This window comes from Galbibacter marinus (assembly GCF_000300875.1).
In the GTDB taxonomy this organism is placed as follows: Bacteria; Bacteroidota; Bacteroidia; order Flavobacteriales; family Flavobacteriaceae; genus Galbibacter; species Galbibacter marinus.
Genome location: NZ_AMSG01000002.1, coordinates 79,820 through 102,123, shown reverse-complemented (window position 1 = coordinate 102,123; position 22,304 = coordinate 79,820). Strand labels below are relative to the sequence as shown.

Sequence of the window (22,304 nt, the reverse complement as noted above, 5' to 3'; positions counted from 1 at the left end):
AACTTAATTATTTGTCAAGTACGAATTCCCGTCGATAAGCTTATCAGCTAAACTACCAATGGTGGTTTCACTAAAGGATTTCATCAAAGCTTCTTTGGTTTTGGAGTATTCGAAGTGCATAGGACAGGGGTGCTGATCAGAACATTGATGTAATCCCATAACACATTCTTTAAATACCGCCAACCCATCAATTGCATTCACGATTTCCAAAATAGGAGTCTCTAATTGATATTTTTCGCAATAAAAGCCCCCATATGGCCCTTTTAAAGAAGTAATAATGCGCCGTTTGTTAAGCATCTGTAATATTTTACCCGTAAAAGCTACAGGTGCCTCTATTTCATTGGCTATTTCTTTCATACTCACCTTTACATCATCATTTACTTTTGAGGCAACAAAAACACATGCCCTAATGGCGTACTTACAAGACTTTGATATCATCGTCCAACAATTTTACCTACAAATATATAACATAAGAAGACAATTTTATCCTTTTTAAGGTTTTAAAATATTACACAATAAAAATCACTGTATCTCCAAAATATTAGATAATCTTTTTTTAAGTCATGTAGCAAAAATAGTTTTATACCTAATTACCTAATTATCAATTCGAAATAAATAAAATCAAATATACCATTAAGCAAAAAAAATGATTAAAAATTTAAACCTTGCTAAGCCCCTTTAGTAGGCTGTGTAAAGGATTATTGTATATTTAACGTTAATTATACATGAGGAAATCTATTTTTTTATATTTTTACCACAATTGAAAATGTATTTGCTATAAGTAAAACACATCTCAGTAGACTTTGATGAGTTCTTGTTAAAGTTTTACAATTTTCACAAGGGTATTAAACCAAAATGAAAGGTCTTAAGAATGCAAGGGTAAAAATAAAAGTTTTCTTTTTTACCCACGGGGCGGTATATTGTGGTTATCTAAAATTTATAGCATAGCAACCAAAAAAATCGACATATATTAATGAAGCTAACTAAATTATTTAAAGAATTTTTTGAAAGCGAAAAATCAACAGGCATCTTATTAATTGGGTGTACAATAATTTCCCTATTACTTGCTAATTCAGCCATAAGCCCAGATTATACAGAAATTTGGGAAACACAATTTGCTTCGCATAGTATTGAATACTGGATTAATGACGGTTTAATGGCCATTTTCTTCTTATTGATTGGTCTTGAATTAAAACGTGAGGTATTTATTGGTGAGCTTTCAAAAGTAAAAAATGCCATGTTGCCAATATTTGCAGCTCTTGGTGGTATTTTAATACCGGCAACAATTTATACTTTTTTTAATTATGGAACACCAGAGCAATCTGGATCTGGAATTCCAATGGCAACGGATATCGCTTTTGCTCTTGGTATTTTATCCATATTAGGGAAAAGAGTCCCAAATGGCTTGAAAGTTTTTTTGGCTGCTTTAGCTATAATTGATGACTTAGGAGCCATCATTATTATTGCAGTCTTTTACACCGAAACCCTGATGTTTTCTAACTTAATGTATGCTATAGGAATATTTGTTCTTCTATTGGCTCTGAACCGCTTAAAGGTTAGAAACCTCTTAATCTATTTAATCGGCGGTGTAATTATGTGGTACTTTATGCTGGTTTCTGGAGTACATGCTACCGTTGCAGGTGTGTTATTGGCCTTTACTATTCCATTTGGAAATGGTGATGAAAATTCCATTTCATATAGGCTACAACATTTTTTACATCATCCAGTAAACTTTATCATCCTACCAGTTTTTGCGCTAGCCAATACCGCAATTGTACTCAGCGGGGATCTTGGGGATATACTATCCCACAATTACAGCATTGGAATCTTAACTGGTCTAGTAGTTGGAAAACCATTGGGAATATTTTTTGGAACCTTTATAGCCTTTAAATTAGGGCTTGGTAAGCTACCGACTCAGGTAAATTGGACTCATATTTTTGGAGTGGGACTACTGGGAGGAATCGGATTTACTATGTCCATATTTATAGCCCTACTAGCATTTGATAATGCAACCATTATCAACAACGCTAAATTGGTTATTTTGATATCCTCACTAATAGCAGGTTCATTAGGATACCTTATCTTACACCTTTCATTAAGAGATCATAAAAAACAAGCTATTAAAGCTTAAAAATAAGTTTAAAATTCAACAGCCTAGCCTAAACAATTGATAAAAATGTTTAGGCTAGGTTTTTTATTCTACAAGCACCAAAAGAATTAAGAAAATCGAATTCTTTTAACAAAATTTTTACATTCAACTTAACTCTCAGCGCAATGACACATAGGCTTTGCTAAAAAATCACCCAGCAGTACACCCTGCTAATTAGTTGTTTACAGTACACCACAGGATAGTTTCATAATGACCTTTAGATAAATTTGATGGTATTAACCAAACCATTATATTTTATGAAACAAAAATTTTTTCTCTGGCTTGGCACTGTGTTGCTAATTTTCGTATCAGGTACAGTATACGGACAAAACAACACAATTACAGGTACAGTGACCGATGCCACAGGGATTCCGATGCCTGGAGTCAATGTGATTGTGAAAGGCACCCAAAGGGGTGTGAGTACGGACTTTGATGGACTTTATTCTATTGATGCATCACCTGGTGAGGTTTTAGTATTTACCTATATAGGCTCTATAACCGTAGAAAAGACCGTGGGGGAACAGAATACCATCAATACTACCATGGAATTGGATAGTAATGAATTGGATGAAGTAGTTGTTATTGGTTATGGTACAGCAAAGAAGAGTGATGTCACAGGGGCTTTGGTCAGTGTGAGCTCCGAGGAGCTGTTACAACAGCCCGTGAATAATGCCTTCGAAGCACTTCAAGGTAAAGCTGCTGGGGTAGATATTACCAGTAGTCAACGTCCTGGAACAATAGGAGCAGTTCGCATAAGAGGAAATCGATCTTTAACGGCAAGCAATTCCCCTTTATATGTGGTGGATGGTGTCCCACTAATGTCACCAACTGCTATTGAAACCCTAAACCCTAGAGACATACAATCTATTGAGGTTTTAAAAGATGCCTCTGCGACGGCCATTTACGGTTCCAGAGGTGCTAATGGTGTTATTATTGTATCTACTAAAAAAGGGAGAGCGGGTCGATTACAACTCAATTATTCAACTGTAGTTACCACCTCCACTATTGAAGATAGAGCACCATCTATGAACGCTAGCGAATTCATTAATTTTAGACGTTGGGCTGCATATAATTTAGATCCAGAAGTCTATGCCCATCCTAATAATCCTACTTATGAGAATGATGAATTAATATTCGACAGTGCGATGGACAACCAAACCTCAAGAGACAATGTCCTAAGAGGTTGGCACGGTGGCTCATGGGATCCATCAAGGGTAATTAATACTGATTGGACGGACATCGTTACTCAAACTGCTTTAACCACCGAACACAACATCAGTGCTAGTGGAGGAACTGAAGACATGAGCGCCTATGCATCCTTTGGTTATCTAGATAATGAAGGTACCCAAAAGGGGCAATTTTACGAACGTTACACTGCCAAACTTAGCGCAGAACTTAAACCAACAAGTTGGTTTACGTTAAGCAGTAGTTTGAACGCAAGTTGGAGTGAACAGGACTACGGAATGTCTCGATTAGGAGCACGAAGTAGCACAGGACCTGATGCTATTTATGGCAACGCAAAAGCCATATACAATATGGCCGTACCTTATGACGCCGAGGGTAACATTGTAATTAATCCAGGAGGCGAAACAGGTATTTATACAATACAAGATGAATGGGAAAAAAGTACCCAGCAATCAGAGTCCATGCGTATTTTAGGTAGTTTTTCTGCCACCATAGATCTAGGTGAGATCATCAGCCCTCTAGAAGGACTTCAGTTCAAGATGAACTATGGACCCGATTACAGAAATTGGAGGGAAGGATCTTATATTGATGGAACATCCGCTTATAAAATTAACTCCGATGGTTCCACAGGCACTAATTACGCCAGACTTCGAAATCGCAGGGATTTTTCCTGGACCCTCGATAATATGATCATGTATAACAAAACCATTGCAGAGAAACATAACCTAGGAGTGACGCTTTTACAAACTGCATCTTCTTGGAATACTGAAGAATCCGCAATGAGCGCCAACAATATACCAAAGGAGTCCTATTTATGGAATGCTTTTGGAAGTATCGATATAACCAACTCGGACAACAATGCATCTATGAGTTCTGGTTTAGTTGAAAGGCAATTGAGCTCCTATATGGCACGTGCGAATTACGGTTTTGATGATCGCTACCTGATTACCCTTTCAGGACGATGGGATGGAGCTTCTCAGCTAGGAGAAGGTAACAAATGGGACTTCTTCCCTTCTGCTGCTTTTGCTTGGAGAATCAAACAAGAAAACTTCATGAGTGAAGCCACTTGGATCAATGACTTAAAATTGCGTCTTGGATTTGGTACAACTGGTAACTCAGCTGTAAGCCCTTATGCAACCAAAGGTGATATTACACAAATTTACCTTCCTTTTAATGGTATTGGAAATCTTATTGGATATACTACAAATGAGCCGTATTATAGTGCCAACCAACTTACCATGGCTAATCCAAACTTAGGCTGGGAAAAGACAACCCAATACAATATTGGGCTTGATTTTGCACTTTTTAACAACCGCGTTAGTGGTAGTTTAGATATGTATAAATCCTATACTGAGGATTTATTGATGTCCGTAAATATCCCAACTCTTACTGGGTATCCTAACATCATTTCAAATATTGGAAAAACCAATAACCGCGGTGTGGAACTTACCCTAAATGCAACTCCTATTCAGACAAGTGGTGGTTTTGCCTGGGATACAAATATTAATGTTGCATGGCAGAAAGATGAAATCGAGGAATTGGCCTATGGAGAAAATGACATGGTGGATAACCGCTGGTTTATCGGACAATCGATTGCCATGGAATATGGATATGACAATCAAGGTATATGGCAAGATACAGCAGAAGATCTTGCGGAAATGGAACAATGGAACGCAAATGGTTATGATTTTAGTCCTGGAAATGTGCGTCCAAAGGATCAAAACGGTGATTATATGATGACCGAAGAAGACCGGGTGGTCCTAGGAAACAGTACACCTAGGTGGGTACTTGGATGGAACAATGCCTTTAGTTATAAAGGGGTGGAATTGAGCATGAATATCTACTCTCGTTTAGGCTATACTGATGATATTGGAGGGCAAGCCATGACGGCGCATTCGAATCAAATAAAGATCGATTATTGGACTCCAGAGAACCCAGATGCAGAGTTCCAAAAACCAATCTTAGGACAAGCAACTTCAGGTTCACAAGACGATTTTTCTGGAGTACTTGGATTTAAGGATGCTGGTTTTGTTAAAATTAGAAACATTTCCTTAGGTTATAATTTTTCGCGTGATTTCTGTACTAAAAATGGCTTTAACAACCTGAAGATTTACTTCCAAGCCATTAATCCTGGAAGTATTTATCAGGCGGTAGATTGGTATGATTTTGATGTCAACTCCACCTACTTCAACAGAAGTTTTGCCTTAGGAATCGACATTGGAATTTAACTAGGCTAAAGATAGATAAACAACACAAAAAACTTAGAAGATATGAAACTCAAAAATAAAATAGGAATTTATCTTTTCTCATTGCTAGGACTCCTTATAGTCTCCTGTAATAAAGATTTCCTCGATGAAGAGTTGACAACACAATACTCCACAGATTACCTCGATACACCAGAGGGTATTGAAGAACTCACCCGCTCACTTTACGGGAATATCAGATGGCATTTTGGATACGAATGGGCTTATGGAATGACCCTATATGGCACCGACGAATTTACCAATGCTAACGACCTAACCAATGAGATGTGGAATACCTACGACAATCGATTAGGGCCACTAGGAGCAACACCAGAAACTGGCGCGGCTAATAAAAACGCAACGTCACCTGCCCAGCTTTGGGATCAGTTATATTATGGAATATCATCAGCAAATACCATCATCGCTAAGGCACCTGAGGTTATGACCGATGAGGTCACTAGGAATCGTTCCCTAGCACACGCTTACTTTTTAAGAGGCTATAATTATTACCGATTAACTGCTCAGTATGGAAGTGTGGTTTTACAAACGGAGCCAGCAGAAGGGGTTGTTAGAAATTTCACAAGACCAACTGCTGAAGAATGTTGGGAACAAGTCATCTCTGACTTTAGAAAAGCCTATGAACTGTTTGAAGGAGAAGTATTCACCTATGGAAAAGGAATCACATGGACCAAAGCAACTGCCGCTCATTTCTTGGCAAAAGCATTGCTTTTCAGAGCATCAGAACGAAACCAAGATTGGAACAGTTCTTATATTGACGCTGATTTAAAAGAAGCCATTGAGGTCTCTACCTATGCTATTAACGCTAGAGGTCCACTCACACCTGATTACAATGACCTATATTCTAATTGGACAGGGGTTGATTGTGAGATCGAACAACTCGATGAAATTCTAATGGCCGCCGGCCACAATGCAGATGGTTCTACCAATGGCCGTTTTGGAAATAGAACCTATAATTACTTCAACCCACAGTTTAGCAGTTTCTCTGGAGGTTGGGTACGAAGAGGGGTTTGGATTGGAGGAATGGATTTTCAGCGTTGTAGACCAACTGAATACAGTTATGCAGTATTTGATCACGTGAATGATTCCCGCATGTGGAAGACCTTTAAAACAGTCTATGGGGCTAATAATGTTGCAGAGGAAGGCCATGATGTACAGCCTGGAGATCCCGGGATTGTAATGATTCTTAACACCAAAGATGATCGCACGTATGACAATTACACCTTTGGGGCATTTGTTCAAAATCCAGATTGGACCGATGACCAAGGACGACTAGCAGAATGGAAAATAGGAGAACGGCAAACCCCAACCTCAGGAGGATTGACAAGTGAGACAGGTCAATGGGTTCCCAACTCCTTGGTATTGTATCAAAATGGAGAATATGTGGCACCCACCTTTAAAAATCAACCAATCTGTAACTTTTTTGCTGGCATCAATAAAACTGATGACGGATCTCGACAAGCAGAAAAAGGTGATGCGCACCGTGATGTTACTATGGCAAGGCTAGCAGAAACCTATTTGGTCCGTGCCGAATGTTACATACGATTAAATCAATTTGGACAAGCCATGAATGACATCAATGAGGTCCGAAGAAGGGCTCAGTGGAAATCAGGAGAAAACAGGTCTTATTATACCGACGGTGGGATGGCTTTTGAAAACAATGCCCTTAACACTGGAACAGCTGCGGAGAATTACATCAATTCTAACTTGAACATGAACACCTATTATCTCTCTAATCCAGATATAGCCGTAACTACAGAGGCCTCTAGCTTAGAATTAACCTCTTTCCCAAATGATCTGCCAGAGGAAGATGAAGATGTCTTAGCCCGTGTAGGTGCTTCAAGTCAATATGAACGTGCTTTGCATTTTATATTAAATGAGAGAACAAGAGAATTACTTGGGGAGTGGCAACGCTGGGAAACCCTTTCAAGAACAGGAACTCTTGTTCGAAGAGCTCAAGCATTTAACCCTGAGGCGGCTGCGGGAATTACAGCCAACAAACATGAATTACGTCCAATTCCTCAAGCTTTCATAGACGGGCTGCTTAATGATGACGGAACTAATCTTTCAGCCTCAGATAAAGCTGCATGGCAAAACCAAGGGTACTAAATTAAGGACATTATAATAGAAGTTAATTTACTTTCTTTTTAGTAAACCAAAATAAGTTCTTAATCAAAATGCATCGCTAATAAAAAATTATCGATGCATTTTGTTTTTTTACCCTTTGATTTTTATACAGGTAGGTAGAGGATTAAAATTTGGAATTCCTCCCCTACCTTTATTTAAAAACAAATACCATCATGATTATACGTTTTACTTCTATACTTTTTTGTAGCCTGATAATACTTTCGTGCCAAGCTCAAAGTACTGGTATCCCTATTAAAACCATTACCTCATCGACTCCATTTGGAGCAGTCACGGTAAAGGTGCCTGATTTTAGTCAAAGTAATCGCTATTACATTACTGATTATGGTGCTCTACCAAATGATCAAAAGGCGACATCCAGGGCCATTATGGATGCTATTAAAGAGGCACATGCCCAGGGAGGTGGTCGTGTTGTTATTCCTAAAGGAGAATGGCTTACAGGTAAAATACATCTTAAAAGTAATATCAATCTACACTTAGAACAAGGGGCTGTCCTGCTATTTTCGGACAACCCACAAGATTATTTACCAGCAGTTCACAGTAGTTGGGAGGGGCTTGAATGTTTTAATTATTCTCCTCTTATTTATGCTTATAAGTGTAAAAATATAGCCATCACAGGGCAAGGAGAATTAAAAGCAAAAATGGATACTTGGAGATCTTGGTTTGATCGCCCACCCGGGCACATGAATAGCCTAAAGGAACTATATCATATGGCGGCAAATAACGTACCAGTAGAGCAGCGACAAATGGTTAACGACTCAGCGAATTTAAGGCCTCAATTTATACAGTTTAACCGATCTGAAAATATTTTATTACAAGGAGTAACCATTACTAACAGTCCATTTTGGGTGATTCATCCTTACTTATCCAAAAATGTCAGCATTAAGGAAGTAACAGTATTTGCGCATGGTCATAACAATGATGGCGTGGATCCAGAGATGAGCCAAAACATCATCATTGAAAATTGCACATTTGATCAGGGCGATGATGCTATTGCGGTAAAATCGGGCAGAAATCAAGATGCATGGCGTTTAGCAACTCCTGCAAAGAATATCGTTATTAAAAATTGTAAAATTATTAACGGTCATCAATTAATGGCTATTGGAAGTGAACTCTCAGGCGGAATTGAAAATATCTATATGTCAAATTGTCAAGTAGAACAGGGTGCAAAACTCAACCATTTACTTTTTATAAAAACCAACGAACGTAGAGGGGGCATAGTAAGCAATATCTATATGGATAGTATCCAAGCTGGAGAAATCGCAGAAGGAATTTTAGGTATCGATACCGATGTACTCTATCAGTGGCGAAATTTAGTTCCTACCTACCAAAGAGAATTAACGGTAATTAAGGATGTATATTTAAGCGACATTCACGCCGAGAATGTAGCCTTTATATCAAAAATTAGTGGACAAGAACAAGTCCCTGTAAAGAACGTGGTGCTTAATCGGGTCACGGCCGATAGTATCAGAGATCAGTCCATTATAAATCAAAATGTATTAGATTTCAATTACCAATAACTTTAAAATTAACCCTATGACTACAAACGCTTTTACCATGAAATTAAAACCTGGTTATGAGGAAGAATACAAAAAAAGGCATGATGAAATTTGGCCTGAACTCAAAACCTTATTGTCAAACCAAGGCATCAGTGACTATGCCATCTATCTTGATAAAAGTACTTTGACACTTTTTGCCATACAGCATTTAGCAGATGATTTTAACCCAAAAGAACTTCCACAACACCCACTGGTGAAAAAATGGTGGGCATATATGGCAGACATTATGGAGACCCACCCTGATAATTCTCCTATAGAAAACCCGTTATCTCAGGTGTTTTACATGAAGTAACCTTACAGAGATTTTAAAATATCGGCTTTTTTTTGATCGTATTCATGTTGGCTTATTAGCTTTTTATCATGTAATTCTTTAAGTGTTTTTAACCCTCAGGGTTTGTGGTGGTGGCAGTATGTTCTTTATTATTAATCTCTGAGGTGTTAACCACAAAGCCACCAGATGCCCCCTGGGCATTTTCCAAGTGTTGTTCTCTTCGGTAATCGATCATGCGTTCTTCCTGCTCTTGGGCATAGCGATATAACATTCTAGCTTGAGTCTTTGGCAAGTAATCAATAGTAAAAAGAGTTTTATTTACCGTTAGCACTTCAAATCTCGACCCTATTACCCCTTCTATTAAATGACATTTCGCTACCTGTTTCCATGGAAAATCATCAAATTTCATGGTGAGTCCCAGTTTTTTAGGTCGACATATTATGATACGTTTATTGGTAAGGGCAATAGCGTCAGGGGAAATATTAATTAGCTTTTTCTGAACAACAATACCGCTAATAGATTCATCTGTGGTGAGTAACTGATTAATATTTTGAAGTGTTTTTTCAAGCCTTGTTGGGTTCTGGTCCTCATTAATAAATCGCTTTAAATTTTCCATAGTTGTACAGTAATTTTGTTCGTTTACTAGGGCTATATTTGATATTATAAAGGGTAACAAGGTAATTCTACCCCCCTATATAATAACAAACGTGGATAGCTAACAAGATACAAAAATGTTTGCTTTTAATCTACAACTTGCTTGCCACTACACTTAAAAATCCTATAAGTTGTTTTACTGTTTAACTTCAGTTTGAGATTGTAAAACATTCGAGAGATGTTCTTTAATGGTCTGCTTACTCACAAGAAAATCTTTTAAACCTAGCTTCTTGCTTCGACGTAGACTTTGGGTTAGAATAGCAGCATTAAATATGGCCCCATCTCGGTTAGTATGTGTGTGGTCCTTTGGAAAAAACAAACTGACTTTATCTGGCCCAATGTTCTGGTAAGCCCGAGCAATACTGTCATTTAAATCGATAAAGGTGACCTTATTTTTATTTGCAATTTCTTTGGCCCAAAGTCCATAACTCTCCTTATTTCCGATGACCTTATCTCCCTTCCAACGATTTCTAGGAATTGGACTTAAGACCACTGCAATAGCACCTTTATCCAAGGTCTGTTTTACAAAGTGATCCATATACCAACCATAACTATGCACCTTTTCATCTGGATGATCTTCCCTCTTTACAACTATGGTAGAATCACTAATTCCAGGGATGGAACCTCGGTATTTCGGTTGATCGATATGCCCCCCATCGTTATGCCCAAACTGCATCAGCACATAATCTCCCTTTTGTAAAGAATCATATACTTTCTCCCAGAGCTTTTCACTGTAAAAAGTTCGGCTGCTACGCCCTCCCCTAGCCGCATTAACTATACGTACCCTAGTGGTGTCCACAAACTCCGCCAAGACAGCTCCCCAGCCTACTGCTTCATCAAGACCGTTATTCGCCACAGTCGAATCACCTATTAAATACAATTGTTTTTTTGGGGGTAATTTAATTTTGGGATCTTCCAATACGTATTTCACGAATTCCTTGTTGATACTTTTTAGTTCTGTAACAACAATAATAGCAGCTAGAGCAGCTCCATCTGCAGTGGGGTGCGTGTGATCTTTTTTGTAGAATATGTGATCGTAGATTTTTTCTTCACCAATTAATTCCATGACCAGCGCCATTCTACGATTCAAATCAATAAATGTAACACCTTCCTGCTGGGCTACTTGTTTGGACCACAAACCATAGGTTGTAAAGTTCCGTTCCACCGTTCCATTTTTCCATTTATTTCTAGGTATTGGAGAGATTACAATAGGGATTCCACCCTTTTCTTTAGTTTGCTGAACCATTTTTCGAATATACCAACCATAGGTATGCACAACCTCATCCTCATTAGTGAGCATATTGTGAATTTCTTCCTTTTGATCTCCTATGCCTTTAATGGTTCCTCTTGCTCTAAAGTCATCATTAATGGGCCCTGAATCATTATGTCCAAATTGAATTAGAACATAATCTCCTTTTTCAATTTCTTGATACACCTGCTGCCACAACCCTTTTTGAATATAAGTTCGACTACTTGTTCCTCCTAAAGCCCTGTTTTTCACTGTGATCTGAGTAGTATCTAGGTACTGGTTGATGAAATCTCCCCATCCCCATAGGCCTCCAGCTCCATCCCCTTGTCCGTTTTTTACTGTTGAATCTCCAACTGTATAGAGCACTGGTTTTTTTGTGGTATTACTTGGTTGGCATTGAGAAAAAAGAATTCCTAAAACGGCTACTACGTATATTTTAAATCGCATAATTAAGTGTTTTTAGTTTCTAAAATCCAGCCAAAGTATCATTGAAATCCCATCGTCGCCACTTTTAATTCGAATGTTTGTCGGCTGACTATTGGGCCCGTGTTGTGATACAGGTTTAAAAGAATGCATTGCTGGTATCTCATACAAAAATGAAATATCTCCTTCTGGAAAATCAGGATACCCCTTAGAACCCTTAAATCCATTTTTTGGCTCCTCTGGGGTAAAAAGCCTTAAAAACACCTTTTCAGATTCGCTAAAAACTTTAAAACTGTTTTTATTAGCCTCAAGGCTTGCTGCTACTAAATTAGCATGGTAGCCTTTAAACTCAGGATAGATAAGGTTTTCAAAGCTTTCTCCTGTAATTGTGTTATTGTACCTCTTTACCCAAAAACCGAAATTTGTACCTTTTATTCTATTTTTCCAAACCCTATATGGTCCACTTCCCAACCACTTCATGCCTTCAACCCCCTGTTCTGGAAAGGAAAAGGTAATCCCAAAAACATCGATATCAGGTTGAAAAAATGCTCCGTCAAAACCGCTACTTCTTCCTGCATTTTTAAGTGCAACCATATGCATTTTCAATCGCCCATCGGGATACATAGTCCATTTGATATGATCAATACCACCATTATAATCCACATGGCACACGGCCGTATTGCCTTGTATCGAAATGCTTACTTTATCAACTGTTGCTTTAAACCCAACAGGTATAGGGCCAGTATTAAAGGGGATGGTACCGAGGTGGTTACTAACATTTTTAATCAAACCATCCTGTTTTCCAATTTGCACCTTGATGTTTGCCGCTTTTAATTCCACGGTATGTTCATCTTCTGAGATTCTTGACTTGGTAGTTGGATTGTCTGTTGTCTTTATTAATTTTTGACTGTAATAGCTTGGGGTATGAATTGGCCAAGTCCAGGTATTTATTTCTCTGCCATATGGATCCGTGGCTTTAATTTTTAGCCAGTCACCCTTAAAGAAATTATCTGGCAGATCCAACGTTAACTTCCTTTTCTCTCCAGGCAAAATACTGGGTAAATTAATTGACCCCTCGGCTATAGTGAGAAGGTTTTCATCCTGATAAAGCATGGTATTTGGAAGCTGAACAACGCTGTATTCCATCTTTGTTTTATTTAAAGTGGAAAACAAGTAATGATTCGAGATAAAAATATCGCCTGTAAATTTTTGCGTAATTCTAAGTGGATCAAATTCAATAGGGCTCCATAGCTCTTTAACGGTATAGAAACTACCTTCCTTTTCCCGATGCGGCCCTAGAATTCCATCAGCTGCTAAAGAGCCTTTGGAGTCATACTTCTGTGGTCCACTCCAATCGGACCGTAAAACCGCCCCATCGGCAAACGCCCATAAAAAGCCACCAGCGAAAAGCGGACTTTCACTATAGCGTTTCCAAAAATCTTTCAATCCTGCACCATGCCCATTATCGTAGGTGCCATGCATGAATTCGGTAGGAAAAAATACATTCTCTCCATTTAAAAATCTATGAACACCCGTTAAATATGTAGGATAATGATGAGTATCCCATCCCTTGTAATCAGCCCAAGGGTGAATGACCAATCGCTTTTGGGGATCACGCTGGTGAAAAACACTATCCAATTCATCGATCCACCCACCTTCATTACCTTGGTCCCAAATTGTCACGGAAGGATGGTTCACATCCCTATCCACCATTTCTTTTATCAATTTGGCTCCAGTTTTCAGATCATAATGCCCATGCCAACCAGCTAATTCATCAAGAACAAAAAGACCTAGGGAATCACAAACATCTAAAAAATGATCATCAGGTGGATAGTGCATTCGAACCGCATTCATGTTCATGTCCTTTATCAGATTCACGTCCATAATACTGATTTCTTTATCCGTACTGCGGCCCGATTCAGGCCATAGAGAATGACGATTGATACCTTTGAAAATAATCTTAGTTCCATTTAAATAAATACCATCTTTAACTATAAACTCTAAGGTTCTAAACCCAAAACGTTCTTCCACTTGATGTAGCACCTTATCTCCAAGTTTAAGTTGTAATCTAAGTAAGTAAAGATTGGGACTCTCAGGGGTCCATAGATCAATATCATCCCACTTAAAGGTGAGGGTTTCATTAGAATCATCCAAGTTACTCCTTTGGGTGGAAAATTCTTTCTTTTGTGCAGTAACTGGAAAAATATCAGCAACCACAGAGGCATTCTTTGGTATGTTTTTCGTCTCTAGGTGTAGATTAATTGTACCATCCATTTGGGCATCTAAGGCTAGATGATCAATATGAGATTGTGGTTTAATTTCTAACCATACTGGTCGGTAAATCCCTCCAAATAGCCACCAATCTGCCTTGCGTTCAGCATTATTTACAGAAGGATTATCAGAATGTTTTTTAACATGTACCTCTAGAAGATTTTCAGTGTCATTTACTAACAAATCAGAAATATCATAACTAAACTGATAAAACCCTCCTTGGTGAACCTGTCCAGCTAATTCGCCATTTATCTTCACTTGGGCATCTGTCATAACACCACCAAAAACAATTCTTACCTGTTGATTTTCAAACAACTCTGGAACTTTGAACCGATGTCTGTAAAAACCTTCTTCCTTACTTGGTTGGTCTTGCTGTAATTCTTTATACCACCGACCATAGGTATAGGTGCCAAACCCTTCTAATTCCCAGTTCGAAGGTACATTAATAGTGGTCCATTGTTTACTATTATTCCCATCGCTACAAAGAAATTCCCATGCAACTGGATGCTTGTAATCTTTTCCAGATAGGTATATTTTTTTAGTCTGCTGTCCAAAACAAACTACGCAACTTAGAGCTAGTATTAAAAGCGCAGTCAGGGATTTTAAGGTAAAAGAATTTATCATTTTTACAACGGGTTGGTTATTAATTGCCTTCGGGTTTTATCACTTCAAATCTCGCACTCATTGGAAGGGTCCAATTTTTAATACTACCGGGACTTTTAGGATTATATCGCGGTAAAGGTTTTAAATGCCTTTTTAAAACAAGATCTAATTCTTTTACTCCTTGTATTACACAAAGAGCAATTTCATGTGCCCCAAAATCATTGAAATGTGTATTGTCCGCTAATGCTTTTTTTTGACCTGGAAAACTGTTTTCAGGGTAATGCACAAAAGCGTTCTTAGAGTCATCTACCCCCCAAGATTCATAGAGCGCGGTAGATATCTCAGTCAGATCAATTAAGGGTACTGAAAGGGAGTTTGCCACGGCCCTTACAGCTGCAGGATAATCTCCATGTGTTGGTTTTATACCCTTAGTTTTATTAAATACTCTGCGCTGCAATGGGGTTAAAAGAATGGGAATTCCTCCTTTGGCTCGTGCAGATTCTACATAATAGGTTAACAAATCAGAATATGAAGACCAAGGTCCCGAACCTTCGTTTTTTATTTTTTGATCATTATGACCAAACTCAATCATCACGTAATCTCCTTGTTTGATTAAATGCAAAATTTTATCCCAACGCTTTCTTGCCTTAAAAGAAGAAAGTGACGCCCCCGAGGCCGCATAATTAGCTACTACAATTGAGGGTTGCATATATTGGGTTATGAACTGTCCCCATGAAGCCCACGGGGATAAATCCTGGTCAGCAACAGTTGAATCCCCAGCTAGAAAAAGCGTTGGCACCTCATTGAGTTCATGAATTAAAAGATGCGTTACAGCGGTACCTTTTAAAAATTCAAAACTGAGTTTTGTATCCCAATTCAGTGCATTTTCATCACGTGGTTTTAAGTTAATATTATGTGTGGAATCGATCTTTTTAGTTTGAAGATGAACAACAAACTCACTCGTTTTATACTGACCCTTTTTAAGTCTGAGCTGATTAACCATCAGCCGCTTTGATTCTGCCTTTACCGAGTTAACGCTGGGAGAATATTCACTTCCGAAAACCATGGACACAAGATAATTTCCAGCAGGAAGCGACACTGAAAAATAGATGGAAGAATCGGCTATCATCCCTTTTTTATGCATTTGAACAGCATCAATGCTATTAAAATCAAATCCATATCCTTGCTCCCTGTATTGCTCAGTACTGCTCACTGAGGTATAATGCTCTTGTTTTAAGGGCTGAGTTCCAAATTGAAACGCCCACTCAATAGGCTTTTGGTGTTGTCCAAATACAGAACAACAGAAAATAAAAGCCAAGCCAAGAAAGCCTTTGTTTTTTGCGTACATAGGTCGGTTGTATAGCTAGACAAATTACTTCGCTTAAACTAAAAAGCTATCCTGTACTGTACTGTACTGAGATGTTTTTTAAAGAGAATTTCGTTCGATATACTTAAATACGTTTTTAACTTTTTCTTTTTTATTTTTTAGGACCATATAAGCGGCACTCTCCCCCATAGCCTTAAAATCAGTACTAATTACGGTGATGCCTAGCAATTCTTTTAGCGGAGTTTCATTATAAGAAATAATCCCAATATCTTTTCCGAGTTTTAATCCTTTTTTTCGTATTTGTCGCATAAGATTCACTAGATCCATCTCCTCTATGGTGATAAAAATATCCTTACTTTGAAGCTCCATATCATCATAAATCTGATCTAAAATCTCAAAGTCAAAATCGTATTCAACGCAAAATTGTCTAAATCCGAGCATGATCCTTTTCGGGTAAGGGTGAACAGCTTTGTTGGGATAGACTAAAATAATTTTGTCATACTTTTGAAGTCGGTCTAATCCTTCTTTGAGTGCTTGGTAGATATCATTTTGAAAGTCCTGATAAATTGATCCATAATTCCCCTGAATACAAGGTTTGGCATTATCCATGATAATCAATTTATCCTTGGGAATCTGTTCAATGACATCCAATACGGCCTCTGAATAACTCACATGACTCAAGTCTTCTAGTTTAAAATGAGGCATGATGATGTAGTAATCAAATGCTCCTAAATTCTTCTCTAAGGTTCTAATAAAAAGAGATTCCTCACAGTGGTAAATAAACAAGTTAACATGAGCGTTTACTCCTATGGCATCTACAAAAGAATTGTAAATCATCATCTTATAAGAACTCGGTTTATTAATCATAAAGAATACGTTGACCTTAGAAATCAAATCCGTCTTGGCCGTATAATACCCTTTTCCTTTAACTGAAACAATTACCTTGCGTTCTTTAAGTAATTTATACGCTTTTTCTACTGTATTTCTAGAGAGATAGCAACTCTCGCTAAGCTCATTAATGGAAGGAATTTTTTGTCCAAAGGACAATCTACCCTTGCTTATATCTTCAATAATGGAATCAACGATTTGCTTGTATTTTGGCACTCTGGAATTTTCATCAATCGTTTTATTAATTTCCGAATGCATAATAGAGGAACTCATGATTATTTAATTTTTATGCGTAATTCTACAAATAATTAATGTAATATTAAATATTAATAGTAATTATTATATTATTTAACATTTTAATACTTTTTTCTTCCTTGCAGTACAGCACAGGACACACAGGTATTATTTAAAAGTTACATTTGAATCAACAAACATCAATTAGTACAAACAAATGGACAAAACCTTTAAATATGTAAATTATCTTTGGGATAAACAAAAAGCCGCAGCTATAGAAGGTAATGAAGTCGAACTTTTTTTATATAGATCAAATATCTTAGGCGCTGACCTAAGGATTACCAATTACGGAGGAGGCAATACTAGTTGTAAAACTATAGAGAAAGATCCACTCACTAACCAAAGTGTTGAAGTAATGTGGATAAAGGGATCTGGAGGCGATATAGGCACCTTAACTCGTGCAGGCATTGCAGGTCTTTACACCGAGAGATTACGAAATCTAAAAAATGTGTATAAAGGACTCTCCGATGAAGATAGGATGGTTGGATTATTCAATCACTGTATCTACGATTTAGATAGTAGAGCACCTTCGATAGACACACCATTACACGGATTACTTCCATTTAAACATATCGATCACCTCCACCCAGATGCACTTATTGCAGTTGCCGCCGCAAAGGACAGTGAAAAGATCACCAAAGAAATTTGGGGTGATACCATGGGGTGGGTACCTTGGCAACGTCCAGGTTTTGATCTTGGATTACAATTAGAAAAATGCTTAAATGACAATCCAGGTATACGTGGTATTGTTCTAGGAAGTCACGGCTTATTTACCTGGGGCGATACTTCATATGAATGCTATATGAATAGCCTAGAAGTCATTGAAACTGCATCGGCCTATATCGAAGATAAAATAAAAGAAAAAGGCAGTGTCTTTGGAGGTGAAAAAGTTCAAAGTCACTCACAGGAACTTCGAAAAGTTAAGGCATCACAACTCATGCCACTACTCAGAGGATTGTGCTCTTCTGAAAAGCCAATGATTGGTCATTTTACGGATAGTGAAACGGTGATGCAATACATCAACAGCCACGAATTACAAAGGCTTGCCCCTATGGGGACTTCCTGCCCTGATCATTTTCTAAGAACAAAAATCCAACCTTTGGTATTGGATCTGGATAAAGATGAAGATTTGTTAGACGCCGAAGTTTTACTTGAAAAACTAACCCCATCTTTCGAGGCCTATCGCGAGCAATACAGTGAATACTACAATAATTGTAAACACCCGAATAGTCCTGCAATGCGGGATCCAAACCCAGTGATTATCATTTATCCTGGGATAGGAATGTTTTCCTTTGCTAAAAACAAACAAACCGCAAGGGTGGCTAGTGAATTTTATGTCAATGCCATCAATGTGATGCGTGGTGCTGAGGCAATCTCACAATACACAGCTCTTCCACGACAAGAGGCCTTCGATATTGAATATTGGTTATTAGAAGAGGCAAAATTACAACGCATGCCAGCTGAACAGCCCCTTTCGAGAAAAGTTGCTATTGTAACTGGTGCTGGTGGAGGAATCGGTAAAGCTATAGCTGATAAATTAGTAGCCGAAGGAGCCAATGTAGTACTTACCGATATAAGCGAAGAATCCTTAGAAGAGGCCAAAAAAACCTTTAAAAACGATCAGGTCAGTACCGTAGTGTGTGATGTGACCGATGAAAATTCTATTAAAACAGCCTTTGACAAGGCATGCTTATCCTTCGGAGGAATAGACATAATCATACACTCTGCTGGATTGGCTATTTCTAAATCATTAGAAGATACTACTTTAAAGGATTGGGAAATCTTACAAAATATTCTTGTAAAAGGTCAGTTTTTAATGGCTCAACACGGCGTAAAAATCCTTAAAAAACAGGGACTCGGTGGAAATATTGTAAATATTGCAAGTAAAAATGGCCTAGTTGCTGGACCAAACAATGTTGGTTATGGAACAGCAAAAGCTGCCCAATTACATATGACACGCCTGTTGGCTGCGGAACTTGGATCTGATAAAATCAGAGTCAACACCGTTAATCCAGATGGAGTCATTGTTGGAAGTAAAATATGGCAGGGCGCTTGGGCAGAAGGCAGAGCAAAAGCATATGGTATCTCGGTTGATGAGCTTCCTTCACACTACGCCAAAAGAAATTTATTAAACGAAATTATATATCCAGAGGACATTGCTAATGCGGCTTTTGCGCTGATTGCAAATTTGGATAAATCAACCGGAAACATCATCAATGTTGACGGAGGAATGGCAAATGCATTTGTTCGATAAATGTATAGTTGTTAGTTAGCTAAAGGAATCTCTCATAGGTCTTGATAGCCTATGAGGGTTTCTTTTTAAATTAAAGAATTACAAATTTAGAAAACATACAAAAAAAAATGATCATTAACCCAAACAAGCTAAGTTCAGATTCAAAACAAATTGCTAACCATAATGAACAATTTGACCATTTAGCTAGTAGATTGTCAAAACAAAATATTGAAGTTCCCTCGCTAGTAGACAAACTTGCGGCCTTTCAGGTAGCTATACCGAGCTGGGCACTTGGAGCTGGAGGGACGCGATTTGGACGATATTCATACTTTGGCGAACCCGCTTCATTAGAGCAAAAACTTGAAGATATTGGCGTACTTCACAGTCTTACTCGAAGCGCTGGAGCGGTTTCTCTACACATTCCATGGGATATTCCAACGGATTACAAGGCTGTGAAAGAACTTGCCTTTGAGCTAGATCTGAGGTTTGATGCCGTTAACTCGAACACCTTTCAAGATTCTGTAGGGGCAAAACATTCTTATAAGTTTGGATCCTTGAGTAATACAAGTATAGGTGCACGGCAACAAGCCATCGCTCACAACAAAGAAGTTATTAAAATTGGTGAAAAGCTAGGATCTAAAAGCATGACCGTTTGGCTTGCAGATGGGAGTTCTTTTCCAGGGCAACACAACTTTCAAACAGCGCTTTCAAACACCCAAGATAGTCTGAAAGAAATATATAAATCACTAGCTGATGATTGGAAACTTTTTATTGAATACAAACCTTATGAACCCTACTTCTACAGTACGGTAATACAAGACTGGGGTACTTCTTTTATGCTGGCTAACCAGTGTGGTGAGAAAGCCTACACCTTAGTGGATCTAGGCCATCACCTTCCTAATACAAACATTGAGCAGATCGTTTCTACACTAATGTTTAAAGGGAAATTAGGAGGTTTTCATTTTAATGATAGTAAATACGGGGATGATGACATCACAGTAGGCTCCATTAAACCCTATGCGCTGTTTTTAATTTTTAATGAATTGGTTTATGGAATGGCTAACAATCCTCAGAACCCTGAACTTTCTTGGATGATAGATGCTAGCCATAACCTAAAAGACCCATTAGAAGATTTAATTCAGTCTTTAGAAGCCATACAAATTACCTATGCAAAAGCTCTACTTGTAGACCAAGACCTCTTAAAACAGGCGCAAAAAGAACATGATGTCAGTCTATGCCAAGAAATATTACAGGAAGCCTATTTGACCGATGTTAGGCCTCTTGTCCGGCAAGCTCGCCTAAAATTAAATGCTCCATTAGCTCCTTTACAAACATATAGAAATTTAGGGGTTAGAGAACAATTAATCAAAGAGCGAGGTAAAAACACTGTAGCTACAGGCCTATAATTAAGTGGTGATGAAAAAGAAAGTAACAGCGGTATTCGATATCGGAAAAACTAACAAAAAATTCTTCCTTTTTGACCAGGACTTCAAAGAAGTTTTTCGAGAATACACCAAATTTGATCAGATCGTGGATCAAGACGGATACCCCACAGAAGATCTCCATAAATTACAGATATGGCTAAAGGCAGTATTTAACCGAATTCTAGCTAGCGAACAATACGACATTAAAGCGATCAATTTTTCCTCATATGGCGCCTCATTAGTCCATCTCGATGAAAATGGAGAAGCCATTAGTCCTTTGTATAATTATACCAAACCTATATCAGAAGAGATTGTCAATAGATTCTATCAAAGCTATGGTCCTGCCTTGACCTTTATACAGCAAACAGGATCTTCTAAAGAAGGGCTTTTAAACTCAGGCATGCAGTTGTACTGGTTAAAGTATACCAAGCCAGAAGTCTTTAAAAAAATAAAGTATTCCCTTCACCTTCCGCAGTATCTAAGTTATATTTTTACAGGAATCCCACTGAGTGAATACACCAGTATTGGTTGCCATACTAGCCTTTGGGACTACAACAAAAAAGACTATCACAACTGGGTTTACCAAGAAGAGTTACACAAAATCCTCCCTCCAATTGTCTCTACTGAGACCAGTATTAACATGAATTACAATGGCAAACGTATTAAAATCGGAGTGGGGATACATGATAGTTCTGCCGCCTTGTTACCGTATGTGAGAAGTCTAAAAGATCCCTTTATTTTGGTTTCCACAGGAACTTGGAGCATCGCCTTAAATCCATTTACCTCTACCCCCTTAAGCGCAGAAGAGGTGTCAAAGAACTGTATCAATTACATGAGAATTAACGGAAAACAAGTCAAGGCTTCCAGATTATTCTTAGGAAATGAATATAAGATCCAAGTTCAAAAGTTAGCACAGCTTTATGGAGTTGCACCTGATTATCACAAATCTGTAAGCTTTAATGAACAGGCCTATTATGAAATCACTAAGGAGTTTGAACACCTTTTTAAATGGGAAAGTATTGAGAACACCCCAAAGGTGTGTAAAACAGAACTTCCTTATGATACCTTTGAGGATGCCTATCACCATCTTATGATAGAACTTGTAAAATTACAGGTAAACAGCATCCAAATAGCAAAAGGTTCGGAAGAAATCTCCAAATTATATGTCGATGGGGGCTTTAGTAATAATGATGTTTATATTAAGCTCTTATCACATTATATGAGAAATATGGAATTAAGAACCACTGATGCCTCCTTAGGCTCAGCCTTAGGTGCGGCAATTAGTATTGCTGATACAAAACTAAATTCTAAGTTTCTCAAAAAAAATTATGCACTAAAAAAACATGTTCCTCTGATTATTAAATAACT

Annotated in this window: 15 protein-coding genes; 8 read left to right on the top strand and 7 right to left on the bottom strand. The window is 38.0% G+C overall.

Annotated features, from left to right (window positions below; genetic code table 11):
- Positions 1 to 3 precede the first annotated feature (3 nt).
- Positions 4 to 438, bottom strand: a complete 435-nt coding sequence (locus I215_RS02200; RefSeq protein WP_008990314.1) for an RrF2 family transcriptional regulator — start codon at positions 436 to 438, stop codon at positions 4 to 6.
- A 535-nt stretch (positions 439 to 973) separates the two neighbouring features.
- Between I215_RS02200 and nhaA the strand changes: the two genes are divergently transcribed.
- The 5 genes from nhaA to rhaM all read left to right on the top strand — a co-directional run bounded on the left by nhaA (position 974) and on the right by rhaM (position 9,591).
- A complete protein-coding gene (nhaA, locus tag I215_RS02195; RefSeq protein WP_008990313.1) occupies positions 974 to 2,131 on the top strand; it encodes a Na+/H+ antiporter NhaA in 1,158 nt (385 codons plus the stop codon).
- A gap of 275 nt (positions 2,132 to 2,406) precedes the next feature.
- Positions 2,407 to 5,562 (top strand): SusC/RagA family TonB-linked outer membrane protein, encoded by a 3,156-nt coding sequence (locus I215_RS02190; protein WP_202802588.1) that lies wholly within the window; start codon positions 2,407 to 2,409, stop codon positions 5,560 to 5,562.
- 42 nt (positions 5,563 to 5,604) lie between these two features.
- The gene (locus I215_RS02185; RefSeq protein WP_008990311.1) at positions 5,605 to 7,704 is read left to right on the top strand and encodes a RagB/SusD family nutrient uptake outer membrane protein; all 2,100 of its coding nucleotides are present in this window, start codon (positions 5,605 to 5,607) and stop codon (positions 7,702 to 7,704) included.
- Between the two features lie 191 nt (positions 7,705 to 7,895).
- Positions 7,896 to 9,260: a glycoside hydrolase family 28 protein gene (locus tag I215_RS02180; protein ID WP_008990310.1), complete on the top strand. Its 1,365-nt coding sequence runs from the start codon at positions 7,896 to 7,898 to the stop codon at positions 9,258 to 9,260.
- Between the two features lie 16 nt (positions 9,261 to 9,276).
- Entirely contained in the window at positions 9,277 to 9,591 is a 315-nt protein-coding gene (rhaM, locus tag I215_RS02175) for an L-rhamnose mutarotase (protein WP_008990309.1), read from the top strand.
- A gap of 2 nt (positions 9,592 to 9,593) precedes the next feature.
- On the opposite strand, the gene I215_RS16625 is transcribed toward rhaM, so the two are convergent.
- The 6 genes from I215_RS16625 to I215_RS02150 form a co-directional block, all read right to left on the bottom strand.
- Positions 9,594 to 9,647: a hypothetical protein gene (locus tag I215_RS16625; protein WP_083852479.1), complete on the bottom strand. Its 54-nt coding sequence runs from the start codon at positions 9,645 to 9,647 to the stop codon at positions 9,594 to 9,596.
- A gap of 32 nt (positions 9,648 to 9,679) precedes the next feature.
- On the bottom strand, positions 9,680 to 10,186 hold the full coding sequence (locus I215_RS02170) for a PH domain-containing protein (RefSeq protein ID WP_008990308.1): 507 nt from the start codon (positions 10,184 to 10,186) through the stop codon (positions 9,680 to 9,682).
- A gap of 174 nt (positions 10,187 to 10,360) precedes the next feature.
- Positions 10,361 to 11,920: a rhamnogalacturonan acetylesterase gene (locus tag I215_RS02165; protein ID WP_008990307.1), complete on the bottom strand. Its 1,560-nt coding sequence runs from the start codon at positions 11,918 to 11,920 to the stop codon at positions 10,361 to 10,363.
- A 12-nt stretch (positions 11,921 to 11,932) separates the two neighbouring features.
- Complete coding sequence (locus I215_RS02160) at positions 11,933 to 14,791, bottom strand: glycoside hydrolase family 2 protein (protein WP_008990306.1); 2,859 nt, start codon at positions 14,789 to 14,791, stop codon at positions 11,933 to 11,935.
- 19 nt (positions 14,792 to 14,810) lie between these two features.
- Positions 14,811 to 16,118, bottom strand: a complete 1,308-nt coding sequence (locus I215_RS02155) for a rhamnogalacturonan acetylesterase (RefSeq protein WP_008990305.1) — start codon at positions 16,116 to 16,118, stop codon at positions 14,811 to 14,813.
- 78 nt (positions 16,119 to 16,196) lie between these two features.
- Positions 16,197 to 17,258, bottom strand: a complete 1,062-nt coding sequence (locus I215_RS02150) for a GntR family transcriptional regulator (protein ID WP_008990304.1) — start codon at positions 17,256 to 17,258, stop codon at positions 16,197 to 16,199.
- 178 nt (positions 17,259 to 17,436) lie between these two features.
- On the opposite strand from I215_RS02150, the gene I215_RS02145 reads away from it, so the two are divergent.
- From I215_RS02145 to I215_RS02135, 3 genes are all read left to right on the top strand, one after another.
- A complete protein-coding gene (locus tag I215_RS02145) occupies positions 17,437 to 19,533 on the top strand; it encodes a bifunctional rhamnulose-1-phosphate aldolase/short-chain dehydrogenase (RefSeq protein ID WP_008990303.1) in 2,097 nt (698 codons plus the stop codon).
- Between the two features lie 107 nt (positions 19,534 to 19,640).
- Positions 19,641 to 20,918, top strand: a complete 1,278-nt coding sequence (locus tag I215_RS02140) for a sugar isomerase (protein ID WP_008990302.1) — start codon at positions 19,641 to 19,643, stop codon at positions 20,916 to 20,918.
- 10 nt (positions 20,919 to 20,928) lie between these two features.
- Positions 20,929 to 22,302 (top strand): FGGY-family carbohydrate kinase, encoded by a 1,374-nt coding sequence (locus tag I215_RS02135; protein WP_008990301.1) that lies wholly within the window; start codon positions 20,929 to 20,931, stop codon positions 22,300 to 22,302.
- Positions 22,303 to 22,304 lie beyond the last annotated feature (2 nt).

Excerpts from the sequence above, each read along its gene's own strand:
- I215_RS02200 (WP_008990314.1), bottom strand. The coding sequence starts at position 438 with ATGATATCAAAGTCTTGTAAGTACGCCATTAGGGCATGTGTTTTTGTT.
- nhaA (WP_008990313.1), top strand. The coding sequence starts at position 974 with ATGAAGCTAACTAAATTATTTAAAGAATTTTTTGAAAGCGAAAAATCA.
- I215_RS02190 (WP_202802588.1), top strand. The coding sequence starts at position 2,407 with ATGAAACAAAAATTTTTTCTCTGGCTTGGCACTGTGTTGCTAATTTTC.
- I215_RS02185 (WP_008990311.1), top strand. The coding sequence starts at position 5,605 with ATGAAACTCAAAAATAAAATAGGAATTTATCTTTTCTCATTGCTAGGA.
- I215_RS02180 (WP_008990310.1), top strand. The coding sequence starts at position 7,896 with ATGATTATACGTTTTACTTCTATACTTTTTTGTAGCCTGATAATACTT.
- rhaM (WP_008990309.1), top strand. The coding sequence starts at position 9,277 with ATGACTACAAACGCTTTTACCATGAAATTAAAACCTGGTTATGAGGAA.
- I215_RS02170 (WP_008990308.1), bottom strand. The coding sequence starts at position 10,186 with ATGGAAAATTTAAAGCGATTTATTAATGAGGACCAGAACCCAACAAGG.
- I215_RS02165 (WP_008990307.1), bottom strand. The coding sequence starts at position 11,920 with ATGCGATTTAAAATATACGTAGTAGCCGTTTTAGGAATTCTTTTTTCT.
- I215_RS02160 (WP_008990306.1), bottom strand. The coding sequence starts at position 14,791 with ATGATAAATTCTTTTACCTTAAAATCCCTGACTGCGCTTTTAATACTA.
- I215_RS02155 (WP_008990305.1), bottom strand. The coding sequence starts at position 16,118 with ATGTACGCAAAAAACAAAGGCTTTCTTGGCTTGGCTTTTATTTTCTGT.
- I215_RS02150 (WP_008990304.1), bottom strand. The coding sequence starts at position 17,258 with ATGAGTTCCTCTATTATGCATTCGGAAATTAATAAAACGATTGATGAA.
- I215_RS02145 (WP_008990303.1), top strand. The coding sequence starts at position 17,437 with ATGGACAAAACCTTTAAATATGTAAATTATCTTTGGGATAAACAAAAA.
- I215_RS02140 (WP_008990302.1), top strand. The coding sequence starts at position 19,641 with ATGATCATTAACCCAAACAAGCTAAGTTCAGATTCAAAACAAATTGCT.
- I215_RS02135 (WP_008990301.1), top strand. The coding sequence starts at position 20,929 with ATGAAAAAGAAAGTAACAGCGGTATTCGATATCGGAAAAACTAACAAA.